The sequence below is a fragment of the Actinoplanes sp. TBRC 11911 genome (assembly GCF_012933445.1).
In the GTDB taxonomy this organism is placed as follows: Bacteria; Actinomycetota; Actinomycetes; order Mycobacteriales; family Micromonosporaceae; genus Actinoplanes.
On record NZ_JABBNC010000002.1, the window covers coordinates 380526 to 396615 of the forward strand.

The following is a 16090-nucleotide window of genomic DNA, read 5'->3' on the forward strand; positions in this document are numbered from 1 at the left end:
GAAGGAGTGAACAACGACCCGGTAGCCGCACGCGGTGAATATCCTCGGGGTATGGATGAGAGCTTTGACCTTGTGGTGCTCGGTGCCGGGGTCGGTGGGTACGTGGCGGCCATTCGGGGGGCGCAGCTCGGGCTGAAGACCGCCGTCGTCGAGGAGAAGTACTGGGGTGGGGTGTGCCTCAACGTGGGGTGCATTCCGTCCAAGGCGCTGCTGCGGAACGCGGAGCTGGCGCACATCTTCACGCACGAGGCGAAGACGTTCGGCATCAGCGGTGACGTGTCGTTCGACTACGGGGTGGCGCACGACCGCAGCCGGAAGGTGGCCGACGGGCGGGTCAAGGGCGTCCACTTCCTGATGAAGAAGAACGGGATCACCGAGATCGAGGGGCGCGGGGCGTTTGTCGACGCCAATACGCTGCGGGTGGGGGATCGGACCATCCGGTTCGGACACTGCATCGTGGCGGCGGGGGCCAAGCCGCGGCTGCTTCCGGGGACGGCCAAGTCTGAGCGGGTCGTGACGTACGAAGAGCAGATTTTGGAAAGCGCGCTGCCGGGCAGCATCATCATTGTCGGGGCCGGGGCGATCGGGGTCGAGTTCGCGTACGTGCTGCACAACTACGGCGTGAAGGTGACCGTCGTGGAGTTCCTGGACCGGATGCTGCCGCTCGAGGACGAAGAGGTGTCCAAGGAGTTGCAGCGGCAGTACCGCAAGCTCGGGATCGACGTCCGCACCGGCACCAAGGTCGAGAAGATCGACGACAGCGGGGACAAGGTGCGCGTCACCGTCTCGCGCGCGGGGCAAGAGGAAGTGCTTGAAGGCGACAAAGTATTGCAGGCGATCGGTTTCCAGCCCACCGTGGAGGGCTACGGGCTGGAGAAGACCGGCGTGCGTCTCGACAAAGGGGCCATCGAGGTCGACGATCGCGGCCGGACGAACGTCGAGTCGATCTACGCGATCGGGGACGTCACGGCGAAGCTGATGCTGGCGCACGCGGCCGAGGCGATGGGCATCGTGGCCGCCGAGACGATCGCGGACGCGGAGACGATGACGCTGGACTTCGCGATGATTCCGCGAGCCACGTACTGTCAGCCGCAGGTGGCCAGCTTCGGGTACACCGAGGCGCAGGCCCGGGAACGCGGGTACGACGTACGGGTGGCGAAGTTCCCGTTCATGGCCAACGGCAAGGCGCACGGGCTGGGCGACACCGTCGGGTTCGTCAAGTTGATCAGCGACGCGAAGTACGGCGAGTTGATCGGCGGGCACCTGATCGGACCGGACGTGACCGAGTTGCTGCCCGAGCTCACCCTGGCGCAGCAGTGGGATCTGACGGTCACCGAGCTGGCCCGCAACGTGCACGCTCACCCGACGCTGAGCGAGGCGGTGAAGGAAGCGGTCCACGGGCTGGCCGGCCACATGATCAACCTCTGACAGCCACTTGCCCCGGCGCCGGTGAGCAGCGCCGGGGCGTAGCTGCCAGCGAAGGCGCAAGCGAGGCCAACGGACGACGCCGACACCGATGCTGAAACGACCCGGCAGCCGAACCTTAGCCCATTAATACATTTCGCTCTACAAACGGATATAAAGCTATATAACCGATTTTTCCGGGGGGAGCCTGCGCTCAAACGAAGCTGCGCGGCGGTCAGGCGGCCGGCGCCCGGGTCGCAGCGTGGCGGGAGGCGGCGTGGCCGGAGGCGCCCCGGGCCCGCGATCACGCGGCGCGCGCAGCCGGCGCGAAACAACGCCCCTCGGAAACCCGCTGCGCGTGCAGCTTGTGAGCCCGCCCCAGCAGATCCATCAGGTCCTTCTCGGCGCGCACGCGGGCCCGGTGCTTCTCCGGCAGCGTCCGCAGCCGCGTCTCCTCCTGCAACAGACGATGGTAGATCTCGTCGCAGTACGCCGGGTCCGTCTCGATGTCGAGGAACTCCGTCGCGTGGCGGCGCGCCGCGGCCACGTACGTCTGGGCCCGCCCCTTCGGTGACAGCAGCGAGAACACCACGGTGACCGCCAGGATCAGCAGGATCGCCAGCAGCGAGACGGCGGTGGAGATCTCGGCCGCGTGCACCGGGTTGCCGTCGTTGATGAACGGCACGTTGTTCTCGTGCAGCGCGTGCAGCACCAGCTTGACGCCGATCAGCGCCAGGATCGCCGCCAGGCCGTACGAGAGATAGACCAGGCGGTCGAGCAGCCCGTCGATCAGGAAGTACAGCTGGCGCAGCCCCAGCAGCGAGAACGCGGTCGCGGTGAAGACCAGGTAGACGTTCTGCGTGAGCCCGAAGATCGCCGGGATCGAGTCCAGCGCGAACAGGATGTCGGTGCCCCCGATCGCCACCATGACCAGCAGCATCGGGGTCAGCACGCGGCGGCCGTTCTGGTGCGTGACGAGCTTGTCCCCGTCGTACGTGTCGGACGTGCGCAACACCCGGCGGGCCAGCCGGATGATGATGTTGTCGGGGGTTTCCTCCTCGTCGCCGGTGCGCTGCTCGCGCAGCAGGTTACCGGCCGTGACCAGCAGGATCAGCCCGAACAGGTAGAACACCCAGGCGAACGAGTTGATCAGCGCGGCGCCGAGGAAGATGAAGCCGGTGCGCGCGAGCAGCGACACCGCGATCCCGACCAGCAGCACCTTCTGCTGGTCCGCGCGCGGCACCTTGAAACTGCCCAGCAGCAGCAGGAACACGAACAGGTTGTCGACCGACAGCGCTTCCTCGGTGATGTAACCCGCGAAGTACTCGGCGCCCATCTGCCCGCCGCCGAAGACGAAAACCCCCAGCCCGAACAGCACGGCGATCGACACGTAGATCCCCGTCCACCGGGCCGCTTCCCCGAGGGTGGGTATGTGGGCCCGGCGTACGTGGAAGAAGAAGTCGAAAAGCAGCAGACCGATGATGCCGAGAACGGTCAGCAGCCAAACCCAGCCCGATACTTGCTGCATAGCCACATCTTATGGGTGGGAGATATCGGTGATCGCCGCGCGTCGCTGTGCCGGGGTGAGAAAGAGGACACCGGTGAGATCCGCGCCACGCAGGTCGGTTCCGCGCAGGTCGGCGCCGGTGAAGTCGGCCCGCCGCAGGTCGCTCTCGCGCAGGTCGGCACCGATCAGCAGCGCGCCCCGGAAGCTCGCCCCGCGCAGATCCTGCCCGCGCATCCGCCGTCCGGCCAGATCGGCGCCACGGTAATCCTTGCGCTTGCCGCCGGCACGTGCCCGCGCCAGCTCACTGGCCCGTTGCAGCAGAGGATTCACTTTCCCCCGGTACGCGTCGAGGTCGAGCCGTTGCAGCTCGGCCGGCGTGACTGACCCCAGCCGGTCGGTCTCGGCGAGCACCTCACGCAGTTTCCCGTGTACGCCTCGAGCCTCGTCCAGTTTCAACGCCTCGGTGACGTACCACATCAGTTCGTGCAGCTGCCGCATGATCGGAAGGCTCGCGAACATCGGCCCCGCGATCGCCGGGTCACCGCGCCAGTCCCGGCCGCCGAAGGTTTCCTGGGTGAGCCGCTGCCCGGCGCCGAAACAGTCGAATACCACGCAGCCGGGGAAGCCGCTCTCGGCCAGCCGCTCGTGGATACCGCACCGGAAGTCGTCGCCGAGGTTGCGGCAGGCCGTACCGGCGGGCTTGTTGATGGCGAAGTCAGACGATTTCGCGAACGCCGGGGCGACGCAGCAGAGGCCGGCGCAGTTGGCGCAGTCAGCTTCGAGGAGTCGTTCGCCCATTCGCCCCACTCTGGCAGACGCCTTGGGTAGCGACGACCCGGGTGTCCGCCTCGTGACCCGAGAGCCCTGCCACGACTGCCGAAGCGGGTGCGCCGAGATTGCCAGATAAGGCGAGCCGAACCCTTCACCACTTGCCGCCGGGCAACCGAAACAAGTGGTGTCGCAAGCCGAAAGGGCAAACCCGGCGGAAACCGGGGACGCAAAGCCACAGGGCCACCGGGGCCGGCTGGGCTACCGAACAGGGGAGAACCACATGCGTAACATGCTTCAGCTGCTCGGCGGTGTCGCCGTCGCCGGTGCCGTGGCCGCGGGTACGACGGCCTTCACCGCGTCCGGGCTCACCAACACCGCATCGCTTACCTCTACCGGCATCTCCGGCGGTGGTTCGGTCAGCGTCAACGTCAACGCGATCGACGCGAAGCTGACGGCTGTCTCCATGGTGAACGACCCCACCAGCCCCGACCTGTTCACCGGCGTCACGATCACGGTGCGGAACTCGGCGGACAACGCCAACTACGTGGACGCCAACGTCGGCAAGATCAGCGCGAAGTTCACCGGATCGGGCGGCAGCGGCGGTACCGCCGCCTGGGGCGCCTGCACGATCGGCACCGGAACGGACGACGGCAACTTCAGCTGCGCCATCCCCGGTGGCACCTACGACACGATCACCGCCGTGAAGATCGCGATTACTGCCTGATATCCGGTCCACGAGCGATGCCCGGCGGCATTTAATCGGCAGAGCAACCGGGCATCGTTCGACGGAGTCGTCATCGGGTCACGAACACGCACTGTCGCCTTGGCCGTCATCCTCGTGGTGATGGCCATCGGTGCGTGGCTGATCGGAACCGGCAAGGTCTCGTACGTGATCACCCATGGCGTCAGCATGAATCCCGTCTATTACCAGGGTGATCTTGTTCTGGTGGTGAAATCCCGAACCTATGAGGTCGGGCAAATAGCCGCATATCATGGCAAGGGTGAGGAAGTCCTCCATCGCATCATCGGCGGGGATGCCGCGACCGGGTACGTCTTCAAGGGCGACAACAACCAGTCGATCGACATCCCGACGCCGACCGCCGGCGAGGTCATCGGGCACGCGGTCCTGCACGTGCCGAAGGGCGGCATCTGGCTGAAACCGGTGCTCAGCCCGACCGGTTTGGGGATGATCGGATTCCTGATCATCGGCGGTGGCGCGGCGGCCCCGCGCAATCGGCGCGAGGTTCCGCGCGGTCGCAGGAAAAAGAGGGTGAAGGCGATGGCGCGCCAAGGGGGGCCCTGGGTCACCGCGACGGCACTCGCGAGGTCCGTCAGCCGCCTTCCGCCCGCCTTGTTGACGCTGGCCGGCGCGGCCGCGTTCGCCGCCCTGTTCGGCATCGCGCTCGGCGTCCTGGGCTGGATGAAGCCCGTCGTGGAGCCGCAGAAAGCGTCGGGCTCCCCTCGAACGATGACGTTCTCGTATGCGGCCTCGGTCCCGCGCTCGCCCGCCTACGACGGCACGACGGCGACGTCGCCGGAGCCGATCTTCCGAAGGCTGGCCCATCGGGTCGAGCTGCGCATGCGCTACGTCGGCGCGGCCGGCACCTTCGACGCCACGACAGTGCTGTCCGACGATTCCGGGTGGAAGACGAACCTCGCGTTGGTCCCGGCCCGGATAACGACCGGGGACGGCCTGGACACCACCGTGCGGCTCGACCTGAACGCGCTCGAAGCGCGCCAGCGTGCGGCGGCCGCGGCCATCGGCGTCCAGCCGGGCACGCTGACCATCACGATCAAGACCCGCGTGATCAACTCCGCCGGAACGTTCGCGGCACCCTTGACGCTCAAGGTCACTCCGGTGCAGATGGCCCTCGCGAACAGCGCGGCCGACCTGACCGTGACCGACAACAGCGCGAAGCCGGCGGTGTTGGTGCCCCGCACGATCGGAACCGCCACGCACCCGATCATGACCGCCGGGCGGGCGCGAGGTCTCGCCGTTCTGCTGCTGATCGGCGCGGCCGTCGCGGCCGCCGCCGTCTTCCTTGTCGTCCGGCGCAACACTCCACTTCGGACCCGCGCCGACATCGAGCGTCGCCATTCCGGCCTGCTTGTCCACGTCGAGCCGATGCTCGTGCCGCCGGGACAGGCGGTGGTCACCGTCGGCAGCTTTCCCGCGCTCGTGAAGCTCGCCGAACGCTACGGGCAGATGATTCTCACCTGGCGGCAGCCCGACGCGGACGACTTCGTCGTACGGGACGAGGGGATCACCTATCGGTTCCGGCTTGCGCTCGACGAACCCGTGCTGCACAACGTCGAGCGAACCGTGCGGTCCACCACCGGGTCGCATCGACGGAAAACGCCGACGCCTTACTCGTAGACCACGGCATCGAGCATGGTCCGGTGGATGGCCTCGGCGTACGGGGCGATCTCTTTTTCGATCCGCTCCGCCTCGGTTTCGTCCAGCACGACGATGGCCGGGCTGGCGGGCTGGCCGGCCAGCCACTGGTAGCGCCGGCCGGGTGCGGGGTGTGAGGCGAACAGGGACGCTTCGGTGCGCACGGAAAGCTGACGCCACGCCGGAGCCGACTCCAGCTCGCGCTCCCGCACGTCGCGCAGGAACGTGCGCCACTTCGCGGCCGCCTGGCCCTTTGGGACGTAACGCTGCACGTATTTTTGCAGCTCCGGCAGCATCGCCGTCAGGTCGATGGTCTCCAGCGTGGCGGTGGTGCCGGCCACCTGGATGGCGGCCGCGTCGGCGCGCAGCTCAACGCGTCGGCGGTCGCCGCTCGCCAGCGCGTTCACCGCCAGATGGATCACCCACAGCACCCAGGACACCAGGCCCGCCACGATCTGCCACGCGAGGAGGAAGCCCGTCGCGGGACCGGCGTTCTCGATGATCCGGATCGGAAACTTGATCATGCGGGAGACTCGGCCGAACGTGGTGCGGGCGGGATGGATGAGCTGATTGCGCCGATAGTCGTCGTGCCGCAGGTGGCCCAGCTCATGAGCCAGCAGCGCGACCAGGTGCCGCGGCTGCAGCGCGAGCAGCAGCGGTACGCCCAGGACCAGCACCTTCCGGCCGCGTAAGCCGACGTGGGTGACCGCGGCGTTCCAGTCGACGTTGACGATGACCACATCCGGCTTGGGGCCGGCGAGCTCGGCGGCGACGCGGTCGATCAGCCGATGCAGCGCGGGGGCCTTGTCCGGCTTGACGACCCAGGCGTCCGCCAGCATCGGCTTGAGCCGGGTGACCCGGGGGAGGAGCATCGCGCCGACCACGAGCAGCACCAAGCCGATCGGAACGTGCGACAACGACGGCGTCCCGACGATCAGGTACAACCCGCCGAGGATCGCCGCCGCCACACCGAGCAGGATCAGCGCCGACACCGACACCAGAACGCGCCGCGGTGTGGGATCGATCGGTGACGCCGTCGTGGACTGGGCCAGCCGCAGGTCCGAGCGGAACCCCGCGACTTGGTCGGAGCGCCGCATCCGCCCCCAGAACCAGCTGGATCGTTGATCGAGGGGGAAGTGATCGAGGTTCCACTCGCACGCGCCGCACCACGGCTCCTCAAGATCCAATGTCCACAGCTGGGTCCCGCACCGCGGACACACTTCCCCCATGATCTTTTGCACGGTCGCTAATGATCGTGATGGATGCGCGTCGTGGCAAGAACTTTCGCGGGCGGGCGGCCGGGATCAGCAGCAGGACCGCCACCCCGGCGACCCCGATCGCTGTTCCGGGTGCGGTGACCTCCGCGATGCCGCCGAGCAGCACCGGGGCGAGCCCCTGCACGGTCATCAGACCCGCGGACAAAAGCGCGAACGCCTGGCCCGAGCGATCCTCCGGCACGGCGTCCAGGAACGGTCGCTGCAAACCGATCGCGTACGCCGTGCCGACGCCCGCGACGACGAGCAGTGCGACGGCGGCGAGCAGGGGGAGGCGTACGGGCAAGAAAGCAAACGGGAGGCCCAGCACCGCTAGCAGCCACGGCACCGCCCGGAGCCGCCGCCGGGGAGTCGCGCGGCCGAGCACGAAGTTGCCCGCGACCATGCCGACCGGAATGGCCGCCATCAGCGCACTCACGGTGGCGGCCGGGAAATGCCGGGTTCCCGCGTACGCCACGAGCAACGACTCCGCGCCCGCGCACATGGCCGGCGGCAGCCATTGCAGCAGGAAGAGCCGGCGGACGGTGGCGTCGGCGAACACCTCCATGCTTCCGGCCAGCCCCGCGCGCATCGTGCCGGTCCGGTTGTCACCGCCGGCGGCCGGCATCGCCGGCATGGTGAGCACGGTGACCAGCACGGCGAGCAGACCGAACACGGCCGAGGCCAGCAACGCCCCGCGCGCGCCCATCGCGGCGAGCAGCACCCCGCCGCATGCGAGCCCGACGAGCTGGGCCGCGGACGAGGCGATGGTGAAGAGCGAACGACCGAGCACGTACGCGTCGCCGCGGAGCAGGCTGGCCAGGGCTCGACCGGAGGCGCCGTACGCGACCGGCATGTAACAGGCAACGGCCGCGACCAGCAGCAACGCCACCGGCACCGGCATCCGGAACGCACCCAGCACCCCCGACAGCAGCGCCTCGAGCGCGTACCCGGTCAGGATCAGGCTCCGCGCGCCGACCCGATCCGCGAGCGATCCGAGCAGCACGCCGCCGAACACCTGCGGCAGGAAACCGGCCCCGAAGGCGAGCGCGCTCAGCAGCGGCGACCCGGTGCTCGAATAGACCAGCACGGACAGCGCGAAGATCTGCAGCGAGTTCCCGACGATCGCCACGCTCCGGCCGGCGAACAGGCCGGTGAACGCGGGCGCGGCGAGAACTTCGCGGTAGGTCGCTTTCCGGTCATACGCATCGACACTCACGTGCCCGAGGGTGGCCGACCCCGCCCGCGCGCCACCACTTTTTCGGTCCAGACCGTAACCTCGTGGGCATGCTGCGCGTCGACGTCAACGCGGACGACCTGCTGCACACGCGGTTCGCCCTGTCACCGGTCTTCGAGCTGAACTCGCTGCTGCGCCGCCTCGAAGCCGGCAACTCGCCGGGCTGGGCCGCGGCGCACCTCGATCGCCTCCGGCCGCGTTTCGAGCTTTTGCGCCGGGACACCGCCTTGGACGCCGTGCTGGCGCTGAAGGTCCCCGAGTCCGGCGCGAACTTCGTCGCCCCGCCGCCGCGCACCGCCGCCCAGACCTTCGACGACGATCTCGCCGCGATCCGGGCCACCCCGGCGGCCGACGCACGCGCGGAGATCGACTTCTACCTGGGGCGGCGCCCTACGCTGCCGGAGCGTGTGCGCCGCATCCTGACCGATCGGGCTGCGGTCACCCTGCTGGCAGAGGCGATCGAAGCCGCGTGGACCGAACTTCTGGCCGATGACTGGCCGCGGGTCCGAACGGTATGCGAGCGCGACGTGGTCCACCGCACCGACCGGCTGAGCCGCTCGGGCTGGGCGTCCGCGCTGGCCGGGCTGGCACCGCAGGTCCGCTGGAACAATTCCGGCATCGAGCTGCCCGGCTTCATCGGCCGGGACGGCACCGTCTCCCCGGGCGGCGCCGGCGTCCTGTTCATCCCGTCGGTCTTCATCTGGCCGGACGTGGCCGCGCACCTGGACGACCCCACGCCGAAGACCGTCATCTACCCGGCGCGCGGCGCGGCCACGTTCTTCAGCACCCCCGAGGCTCTGGTGCCCGACGCGCTGGCCGCCTTGATCGGACGCTCCCGGGCGCGGCTGCTGCTGGCGTTGGCGACCCCGGCCACGACCACCCAGCTGGGCCACGGCCTGGACCTGCCACTGGGCACGATCAGCGACCACCTGTCGGTGCTGCGCCGCGCCGCGCTGGTGCGCCGGACCCGGGTCGGCCGTGGGGTCCGCTACGAGCGAACCCCGCTGGGCGAGAGCCTGGCATCACTCGGCGACGAGCCAGAGTAGTGAGCGCATTCATCGCGGTCCGTGGCGTCGGTGTCGGAGCCAGGCGCGGCTGGCGTCGGCCATTTCGGCGAGGTGGGGTGCGCCGGTGTTGTCGTCGCGTAGCCGGCGGGCCAGTTTGGCGAGCGCGGCGGCGAAGGCGTCAACCGCGTCCGGCGAGATGTCAGCCCAGGTCGGCAGTTGAGCGGCCCAGATTTCGGCTTGCGCCGGAGTATGTCCGGCGCGGATGAGCCGAACCAGCATGCGGGCCGCATCCAGCCAGGCGGGGCCGCGGCACGGCATCGACCAGTCGACCACCTGTACGCGGTCGCCGTCAACGATGAAGTTGTGGTGGGTCATGTCGGTGTGCAGCAAGGTGTCTCCGCGCAGCAGGACCGGGTCGAGCAGGCCTCCCCACCTGGCGGCGGCCGGCTGAATGGTGATCGGCGGGCAGGGCGTGAGCGCGGCGGCCATACGAGTCAGCGCGCCGGCGACGACAGGCAGGTCTGGCGAGCCGGGCCGCAGATCCGCCGAGCGTCCCGTGGCGCGGTCAAAGGCCGCGATCAGCCAACCGTTCTTTTCGAGATGCCATCTCAGCCTCGGAGCCACGTCGGCGGGCAAGTGCCGGTTGACGCGGATTTCATTGCGCAGAAAGCCGACCCGGTCGGTGTCGGCTCGAGCGCCCTTGCAGAAGACCCCGCCGTCGGCGGTGGTGAGCGCTGCCGCGAAGTCGCCCACGGAACCGGCCGTAGCGTGCTCAACGCGGTCGATCGACCCGGTGTGGTTGGCGATCGCTTCGCGCACCCCGGGGGGAAGCTGCTCCCAATGGTGCCGGGCCAAGGTCGCTCTCCGTCCACGCTGGTGCCGAACCAGGCCGCGCCGGCGACCAGCCACGATGTCAAAATCCGCGGGGAGCCCGGACTCACTCGGAGATGAGCGCCAGCAATCCCTCGAAGTCGGTCGAGCACGGACCGCACGCTTTGAGGTGCGCGGCGATGCCTGGGTACCGGGTGCGGGCGGCCTGCGGGTCCGCGGCGTACAGCTCGGCGTAGACGTGCAGCGCCTCGGTCGCCTCCTCGCAGCCGACGTCGCGTGGGTCGGTGTGCAGGAAGGCGTCGAGATCGATGTGGTCGTTCATCGCTCCTCCGGCAGGTGGCCCTTGGCGACCAGGACGGCGCGTAGTTTGCGGCGGGCGTCGAAGAGGACCTTGTAGATGGCGTTGCGGTTGGTGCCGAGCCGTACGCGGAGCGCGTCGAGTGGGACGCCGTCCACGACGATCGCCTGGAAGATCTGCCGCTGATGGTCGGTGAGCTCATTCTCCACCGCGTGCCGGAAGACCACGAACAGCTCCCGCCATTCGGCCTCGCGTTCGGCGGAGAAACCGAAGACCGCGGGTACGCGCTCCCAGGCGATGCCGTCCAGTGGCACCGCCGGGTTGCGGGTCCAGAAGTGCCGGCCCAGCTTGGTGGAAACCTCGAAGACGACGAACCGGTACGCCCAGGTCGTGAACCGGCTCTCGCCGCGGAACTGGGACAGCTTGGCCAGCACCGCGAGCATCGCGTCGGCGGCGGCCTGGTGTGCGAGGTCGTCCACCTCGACGCCGGTCAGTCGCAGGCGGTTCGCGCGCCGGTTCGTCTCGGTGCGCGCGGCGCGCAGCAGCAGGTCGTGCAGCCGGGCGTGCGCGGCGTCGCGGGTGGCGCCGGTCGCGCGGAGGTCGGCGAGCCATTGCTCGGTTGCATCGTCGACGGCCACCCGCCCAAGGGTACGGCGCTCGGCCCGGGGAAGCGGGAGCCCGGACGGCTCCCGCTCCCATGCCTGCTCAGAAGGCGGCCAGGCCCTCCGAGTTGGCCCCGCCGGGGATCGTGGCGGACCCGATCGAGGTGAGCTTGCCGTCGTGGCCGATCCGGAACGCCTGTACCGCGTCGGTGCCGCCGCCGGTCTGCGCGTACAGGACACTCCCGTCCGACGACGCCGAAAGGTCGATCGAGCCGGCGCCCGCGGTCGCGGTGGTGGACAGCTTCCGCAACGACCCGCCGGGTCCGGTGCCGAACGCGGTGATCGTGGCGCTGCCCGCGTTGGCCAGGTAGAACGTGCCGTTTACGCCGATCACCCAGCAGGTGGCCTGACCGCCGGTGGCCGCGGCCGTCTTCGCGTCGAGCCGCCCGTTGCGGGCCAGCCCGAACGTCGCGGCCGCGTTCGGCCCCGACTCGGACACGACCACCTGCCGCGACCCGTCGAACGCCAGCGCGAACGGGCCGGTGGTGCCTTCGGCGTTGCGTACCGGTTTGGTTGCCGGACCGTGGGCGGCGCTCACCGCGTACGCAAGGATCTCATTGGTGTTGCCCTTGGTCGTGACCAGCAGCTGCCGGCCGTCCGGTGTGAACGCCACCTCGCCCGGCGTGTGCGTGAACTCGGGCGTGGCCGTCGGGTCGAGCCCGAGCGCGCGGTGCCAGCCCGCCTCCCGCACGAGCCGGTTCCCGTCCCGCCGGAACCCTTGAATCGAGCCGCCCTCGCGAGCGTTCAGCACGTACACGAGATTGCCGTGCACGGTCACGCTCACCGGGAACGCGCCCCCACTGCCGATCACCTGTAGCCGCTCGAGCCGCGTGCCGCGCACCCCGAACACGGTGATCGTGTCGCTGCCGGCGTTGACCGCGTACAGCAGCCCGTGCCCCCGGTCCAGCGTCAGCGACCCTTGCGACGCCAGCGGATCCACCGCGGCTCCCGTTTCGAGCCCGCCACGCCCACCGGTCGCATAAACCCCAACCCGATGCAACCCCGAGTCGTACGCCACGACGCTGTTCCCGCCAAGCCCGTTGGCCTGCGCGAACACTCCGCCGTGCGAGCCACCGGACGCGTACGCGGGCGCGCCGAGAACGCCGGCCCCCACCAGAACGGCCCCGGCAACCGCCGCGGCCCGAACACCATGCCTCATGCCAACTCCATGTCTCGTGTGAAGGACATGAGTTGGCGTCCGCACCCCGCCAGATCTTTCCCCGCGTAACCATTCCCTAAGAACTAGCTGGTCAGGATCCGAGCAAGTCAGCGCGATGCCCATCGCCGGCGAGGTGACCTCGTGATCGTGCCGAGCACGCCGGCCAGAAGCGCCTCCAGCGTGTAGCCCGCCAGGATCAGCGTCCGCGGGCCGATCCGGGCGGTGTCCTGTTCATCCCCTCGGTCTTCGTGTGGCCGGACATCGCCGCCCACCTCGACGACAGCACGCCGAAAACCGTCATCTATCCCGCCCGGGGCGCGGCCACGCTTTTCACTCCCGAGTCGCCCATTCCGGACGCGCTGGCCGCGCTCATCGGGCGCTCCCGCGCACGTCTGCTCCTGGCGCTGGCCACCCCGGCGGCGACGACGCAGCTCTCGCACGGCCTGGACCTGCCGCTCGGCACCATCAGTGACCACCTGGCGGTCCTCCGCCGCGCCCGCTTGGTGCATCGTTCCCGGACCGGTCGATCGGTCCGCTACGAGCGGACCGCGCTGGGTGACGCCCTGGCGGAGCATCCCTGACCGGCTACGCGATCTCCTCCGGGGCGGGTGCCCGGAAACTCACGGGCTTGGCGTAGTCGCTGAAGTGGGCGGTGACCTGCGGGTTCTGTATCTTGACGATCCGCGGTTCACCCGGGGCGGCCACCCAGGTTAACGTGTCGCCCTCTTTCAGCTCCGTCGTCTGGACGCCGTCCACCGTGGCGACTCCTACCTTGGTCACCACACCGTCCGGCCGGGCCGCCTGGGCAACCTCCGACTTGAAATCGCACACCCCGGCGAGGGTCGCCAGGTGGGAATACCGGTCGGTCGGAACGTATTTGCCGACCGCGACCCCGGCCAGCACTTCGTGCGGCGCGTCGCGGCATACGTCGTCTAGGGTGGGCTATGCCGAGTCCGTGACGACCGGCCTGCGGAGGACGGGATGAGGACGGTCTACTCCACAGTGTGTGCGTGCTCATACACCCCACGATCGCCAGTTTCGCCGACCTAGCACCCATCTCCATGACCACTTCGGTGGTGACCCTTTTCAGCGGCGGTTTGGACAGCGCATACACGCTGCTGCGACTGGGCGAGCTCGGCTTCCGCGACGTCACCGCGCTGCTCGTTGACGTGGGAGCGCCCTATGACGAGCCGCTGCTGAAGGAGACTGCCGCGCGCCTCGGAGCGCAGCTGCGGATCATCGACGCCCGGGAGACGTTCGCCGAGGAGTTCGTGGCGCCTGCGATCGCCGCCCACGCGACCTATCTGAACACCCACCCGGTGAGCTCCTCGCTGAGCCGGCCGTTGCTGGCCCGCGAGGCCGTCCGGATCGCCGGGGAGATCGGCGCCCGGGTCGTCCTGCACACCGCCAACCAGTCGCAGAACAGCCTGCGGCGGCTCAACGGCGCCATCGCGGCACTTGGCTATGACGGATTCTTCGGGACGCCGTATGAGCTGGACGCCGATTCGCGCCTGAAGAAGCAGGCCGCGCTCGAGCACGCCGGCCTGAGTTTCTACGTCCAGCGCGAGACCAGCGGCGACGAGAACCTGTGGTGCCGTGAGTTCGAGTCGGGTGTGCTCGACGACCCCGAGGACGTCCGGGTCCCCGCCGAAATGTTCGAGTGGAGCCGGCTCGCCGGCGAGCCCGCGGACGAGACGCTGGTACTGGCGTTCCGCGAGGGCCGTCCGGTGGCCGTGGACGGCGAAGTGCTTCCGCTGGTCGAGCTGATCATGCGGCTCAACGAGAGAGTGGGCCGGTACGGGCTGGGTCGCTACACCAGCCTCGAGCACATCGACACCGGCGAGAAGGTCGTCGAGGTGCGCGAGATGCCCGCCGCCCACCTGCTGCTCGACGCGTACCGGCGGCTCGAGAGCGCCACGGTGAGCAGCGAGACGATCCGTACGAAGCTGGTCGTCGAGCAGGCATGGGTGCGTGAGGCCGTGGAGGGCCGCTGGTTCGGGCAGTTGCGCGAGGCCTGCCAGCGCTTCGTGTTCGAGGTCCGCGCGCACGTGACCGGCGAGATCCGCTACCACCTCGGCCGGCACGGCGCCGACGTCACGTCGGTGCGTGCGGCTCGCCCGCTCTACATCCGGGACCGGGACGCCTGGGAGACCGTTGCCTGCGGGCGCGGCACCCGATCGTTCACCACCCTCGGCTGACCCGTTGACTCAGGAGGCGCCATCATGACCACCGACCTCGCCGGTACTGGCTACCATCACGGCCACCTCGGCCAGATCCTGGGCCGCGACCTGGCCACCGACGCCGACTGGGCGGCGTTTGCCGACACCTGGAACCGCCTGCTGCTCGACGAGTACATGGCTGACGGCGGCACCTACCGCTACCGCCGTTACGCCGAGTTCCACTGCGACTCCACGGGTCTGCGCCCGATGCCGCACGTCCCCTATTCCCAGTCGAAGGACGTCAACCATCTCAATGGCGGGATCGAGCGGTGGTACCAGCCGTTCGAGCCGGACGCGGCCGGGTCGCCGATCCTGGCCGGGCTCGTCCGGTGCGCCGTCAGCGTGCTCGACGCGGCCGCCGGACCGGGCAGCTGGAGGTTACGAAGCTTCCAGAACCGGATCTACGCGCGCTCCGGGGCACTCGGCAAGCCCACGCCGGAGGGTGTGCATCGCGACGGCGTGGACTACGTGGTCGCGCTGCTGGTTGACCGGGTCAACGTCAAGGGTGGGGACAGCAGCCTGTACACGCCGGACCGGGAGCGCCTCACGACGATCACGTTGGCCCAGCCGGGTGAGCTGATCCTCAACGACGACGAGGCGACGCGGCACGGCGTGCGGCCGCTGACGCCGGGTCCCGGCCAGGGCGAGTCGTTCCGGGACGTTTTGATCGCCATGTTCACCCGCGAAGGGCGTTTCGAGGAGAGCTCTTGCTGACGCATCTGCTGACCTTCGGCGCGCTGGCCGCACTGATCATCGTCGTCCCCGGTCCGGACCTCGCGCTGATCACCCGGACGGCCATGACGCACGGCCGGTGGCCGGTCCTCGCCGTCTGTGCGGGCACCGTGGCCGGGATCCTGTTCCACGCGACGATCGCCATGCTCGGCGTCACGGCCATCGTGACGGCCTCGGCTGCGGCGTTCACCATCCTGCAGATCGCCGGCGGCCTCTACCTGGCATACCTTGGCATCACCGGGTTGCTGCAGACGATCCTGGCGGCCCGGGTGCCGGAGCGGGGCGATGCGGAGGCGGACCCGGGCGCACGCCGGACGATCGGCAGCGCATTTCGGCAGGGAGTGCTCAGCAACGCGCTGAACCCCAAGGTAGCGGTGTTCTTCGTGACCTTCGTGCCGCAGTTCGTGCGGGCCGGCCACGCCGTGCTGCCGCAGACGATGGCGTTGTCGGCCGTGTTCCTGAGCATCGCGGCGGTCTGGCACACAACCTACGCCCTGCTGATTCTGCGGCTGCAACGGTTCTTCCGCCGGCCCTCGGTGCGGCACGTGCTCGAGGTGCTGACCAGCCTCGTGCTGCTCGGCCTCGGGGCCCGGCTCGCGCTGGAGCTGCTGTGAG

At 69.3% G+C, this 16090-nt stretch carries 17 protein-coding genes and 1 riboswitch; of the genes, 8 read left to right on the top strand and 9 right to left on the bottom strand.

What is annotated here, in order from left to right; all coding sequences use genetic code 11:
* The first annotated feature begins 51 nt into the window (after positions 1-51).
* Entirely contained in the window at positions 52-1428 is a 1377-nt protein-coding gene (gene lpdA, locus HH310_RS04855) for a dihydrolipoyl dehydrogenase (RefSeq protein WP_169174150.1), read from the top strand.
* 280 nt (positions 1429-1708) lie between these two features.
* On the opposite strand, the gene HH310_RS04860 is transcribed toward lpdA, so the two are convergent.
* Together HH310_RS04860 and HH310_RS04865 are read right to left on the bottom strand one after the other, a co-directional pair.
* On the bottom strand, positions 1709-2932 hold the full coding sequence (locus HH310_RS04860; protein ID WP_169174151.1) for a TerC/Alx family metal homeostasis membrane protein: 1224 nt from the start codon (positions 2930-2932) through the stop codon (positions 1709-1711).
* A 9-nt stretch (positions 2933-2941) separates the two neighbouring features.
* Positions 2942-3709 carry a pentapeptide repeat-containing protein gene (locus HH310_RS04865; RefSeq protein WP_169174152.1) on the bottom strand — a complete coding sequence of 256 codons (768 nt, stop codon included), beginning with the start codon at positions 3707-3709 and terminating at the stop codon, positions 2942-2944.
* A gap of 164 nt (positions 3710-3873) precedes the next feature.
* Positions 3874-3948, top strand: a riboswitch (cyclic di-GMP riboswitch).
* 14 nt (positions 3949-3962) lie between these two features.
* Here HH310_RS04865 and HH310_RS04870 point away from each other — a divergent pair.
* Both HH310_RS04870 and HH310_RS04875 read left to right on the top strand, forming a co-directional pair.
* The gene (locus tag HH310_RS04870; protein ID WP_169174153.1) at positions 3963-4406 is read left to right on the top strand and encodes a hypothetical protein; all 444 of its coding nucleotides are present in this window, start codon (positions 3963-3965) and stop codon (positions 4404-4406) included.
* A gap of 120 nt (positions 4407-4526) precedes the next feature.
* The gene (locus tag HH310_RS04875) at positions 4527-6059 is read left to right on the top strand and encodes a DUF5305 family protein (RefSeq protein ID WP_248293670.1); all 1533 of its coding nucleotides are present in this window, start codon (positions 4527-4529) and stop codon (positions 6057-6059) included.
* On the opposite strand, the gene HH310_RS04880 is transcribed toward HH310_RS04875, so the two are convergent.
* Positions 6050-7264, bottom strand: coding sequence for a M48 family metalloprotease (locus tag HH310_RS04880; protein WP_169174155.1), 1215 nt, complete (start codon positions 7262-7264; stop codon positions 6050-6052). The genes HH310_RS04875 and HH310_RS04880 overlap by 10 nt on opposite strands.
* Positions 7254-8549 carry an MFS transporter gene (locus HH310_RS04885; RefSeq protein WP_169174156.1) on the bottom strand — a complete coding sequence of 432 codons (1296 nt, stop codon included), beginning with the start codon at positions 8547-8549 and terminating at the stop codon, positions 7254-7256. The genes HH310_RS04880 and HH310_RS04885 overlap by 11 nt, the downstream gene beginning before the upstream one ends.
* Before the next feature lie 68 nt (positions 8550-8617).
* Here HH310_RS04885 and HH310_RS04890 point away from each other — a divergent pair, with 68 nt between their 5' ends.
* Entirely contained in the window at positions 8618-9613 is a 996-nt protein-coding gene (locus tag HH310_RS04890) for a DUF5937 family protein (RefSeq protein WP_169174157.1), read from the top strand.
* A 9-nt stretch (positions 9614-9622) separates the two neighbouring features.
* Here the strand turns inward: HH310_RS04890 and HH310_RS04895 are convergent, their stop codons facing one another.
* The 4 genes from HH310_RS04895 to HH310_RS04910 form a co-directional block, all read right to left on the bottom strand.
* The gene (locus tag HH310_RS04895) at positions 9623-10393 is read right to left on the bottom strand and encodes a phosphotransferase (RefSeq protein ID WP_312033834.1); all 771 of its coding nucleotides are present in this window, start codon (positions 10391-10393) and stop codon (positions 9623-9625) included.
* A 118-nt stretch (positions 10394-10511) separates the two neighbouring features.
* On the bottom strand, positions 10512-10727 hold the full coding sequence (locus HH310_RS04900) for a hypothetical protein (RefSeq protein WP_169174159.1): 216 nt from the start codon (positions 10725-10727) through the stop codon (positions 10512-10514).
* Complete coding sequence (locus tag HH310_RS04905) at positions 10724-11341, bottom strand: sigma-70 family RNA polymerase sigma factor (RefSeq protein ID WP_169174160.1); 618 nt, start codon at positions 11339-11341, stop codon at positions 10724-10726. Before HH310_RS04905 ends, HH310_RS04900 begins: the two co-directional genes overlap by 4 nt.
* 67 nt (positions 11342-11408) lie before the next feature.
* Positions 11409-12524, bottom strand: a complete 1116-nt coding sequence (locus tag HH310_RS04910; protein WP_169174161.1) for a hypothetical protein — start codon at positions 12522-12524, stop codon at positions 11409-11411.
* Between the two features lie 248 nt (positions 12525-12772).
* Between HH310_RS04910 and HH310_RS43565 the strand changes: the two genes are divergently transcribed.
* Positions 12773-13105, top strand: a complete 333-nt coding sequence (locus HH310_RS43565; protein ID WP_169174162.1) for a helix-turn-helix transcriptional regulator — start codon at positions 12773-12775, stop codon at positions 13103-13105.
* Between the two features lie 4 nt (positions 13106-13109).
* Here HH310_RS43565 and HH310_RS04920 read toward each other — a convergent pair whose 3' ends face one another.
* Positions 13110-13427, bottom strand: coding sequence for a hypothetical protein (locus HH310_RS04920; RefSeq protein ID WP_169174163.1), 318 nt, complete (start codon positions 13425-13427; stop codon positions 13110-13112).
* Positions 13428-13534: 107 nt separating this feature from the next.
* On the opposite strand from HH310_RS04920, the gene HH310_RS04925 reads away from it, so the two are divergent.
* Genes HH310_RS04925 through HH310_RS04935 form a run of 3 tightly spaced genes read left to right on the top strand, consistent with a single transcriptional unit; the run spans position 13535 to position 16089 of the window.
* Positions 13535-14722: an argininosuccinate synthase-related protein gene (locus HH310_RS04925; protein WP_312033835.1), complete on the top strand. Its 1188-nt coding sequence runs from the start codon at positions 13535-13537 to the stop codon at positions 14720-14722.
* A gap of 24 nt (positions 14723-14746) precedes the next feature.
* Positions 14747-15457, top strand: coding sequence for a 2OG-Fe dioxygenase family protein (locus tag HH310_RS04930; RefSeq protein ID WP_169174165.1), 711 nt, complete (start codon positions 14747-14749; stop codon positions 15455-15457).
* Complete coding sequence (locus tag HH310_RS04935; RefSeq protein WP_169174166.1) at positions 15451-16089, top strand: LysE family translocator; 639 nt, start codon at positions 15451-15453, stop codon at positions 16087-16089. Before HH310_RS04930 ends, HH310_RS04935 begins: the two co-directional genes overlap by 7 nt.
* Position 16090: the final 1 nt, after the last annotated feature.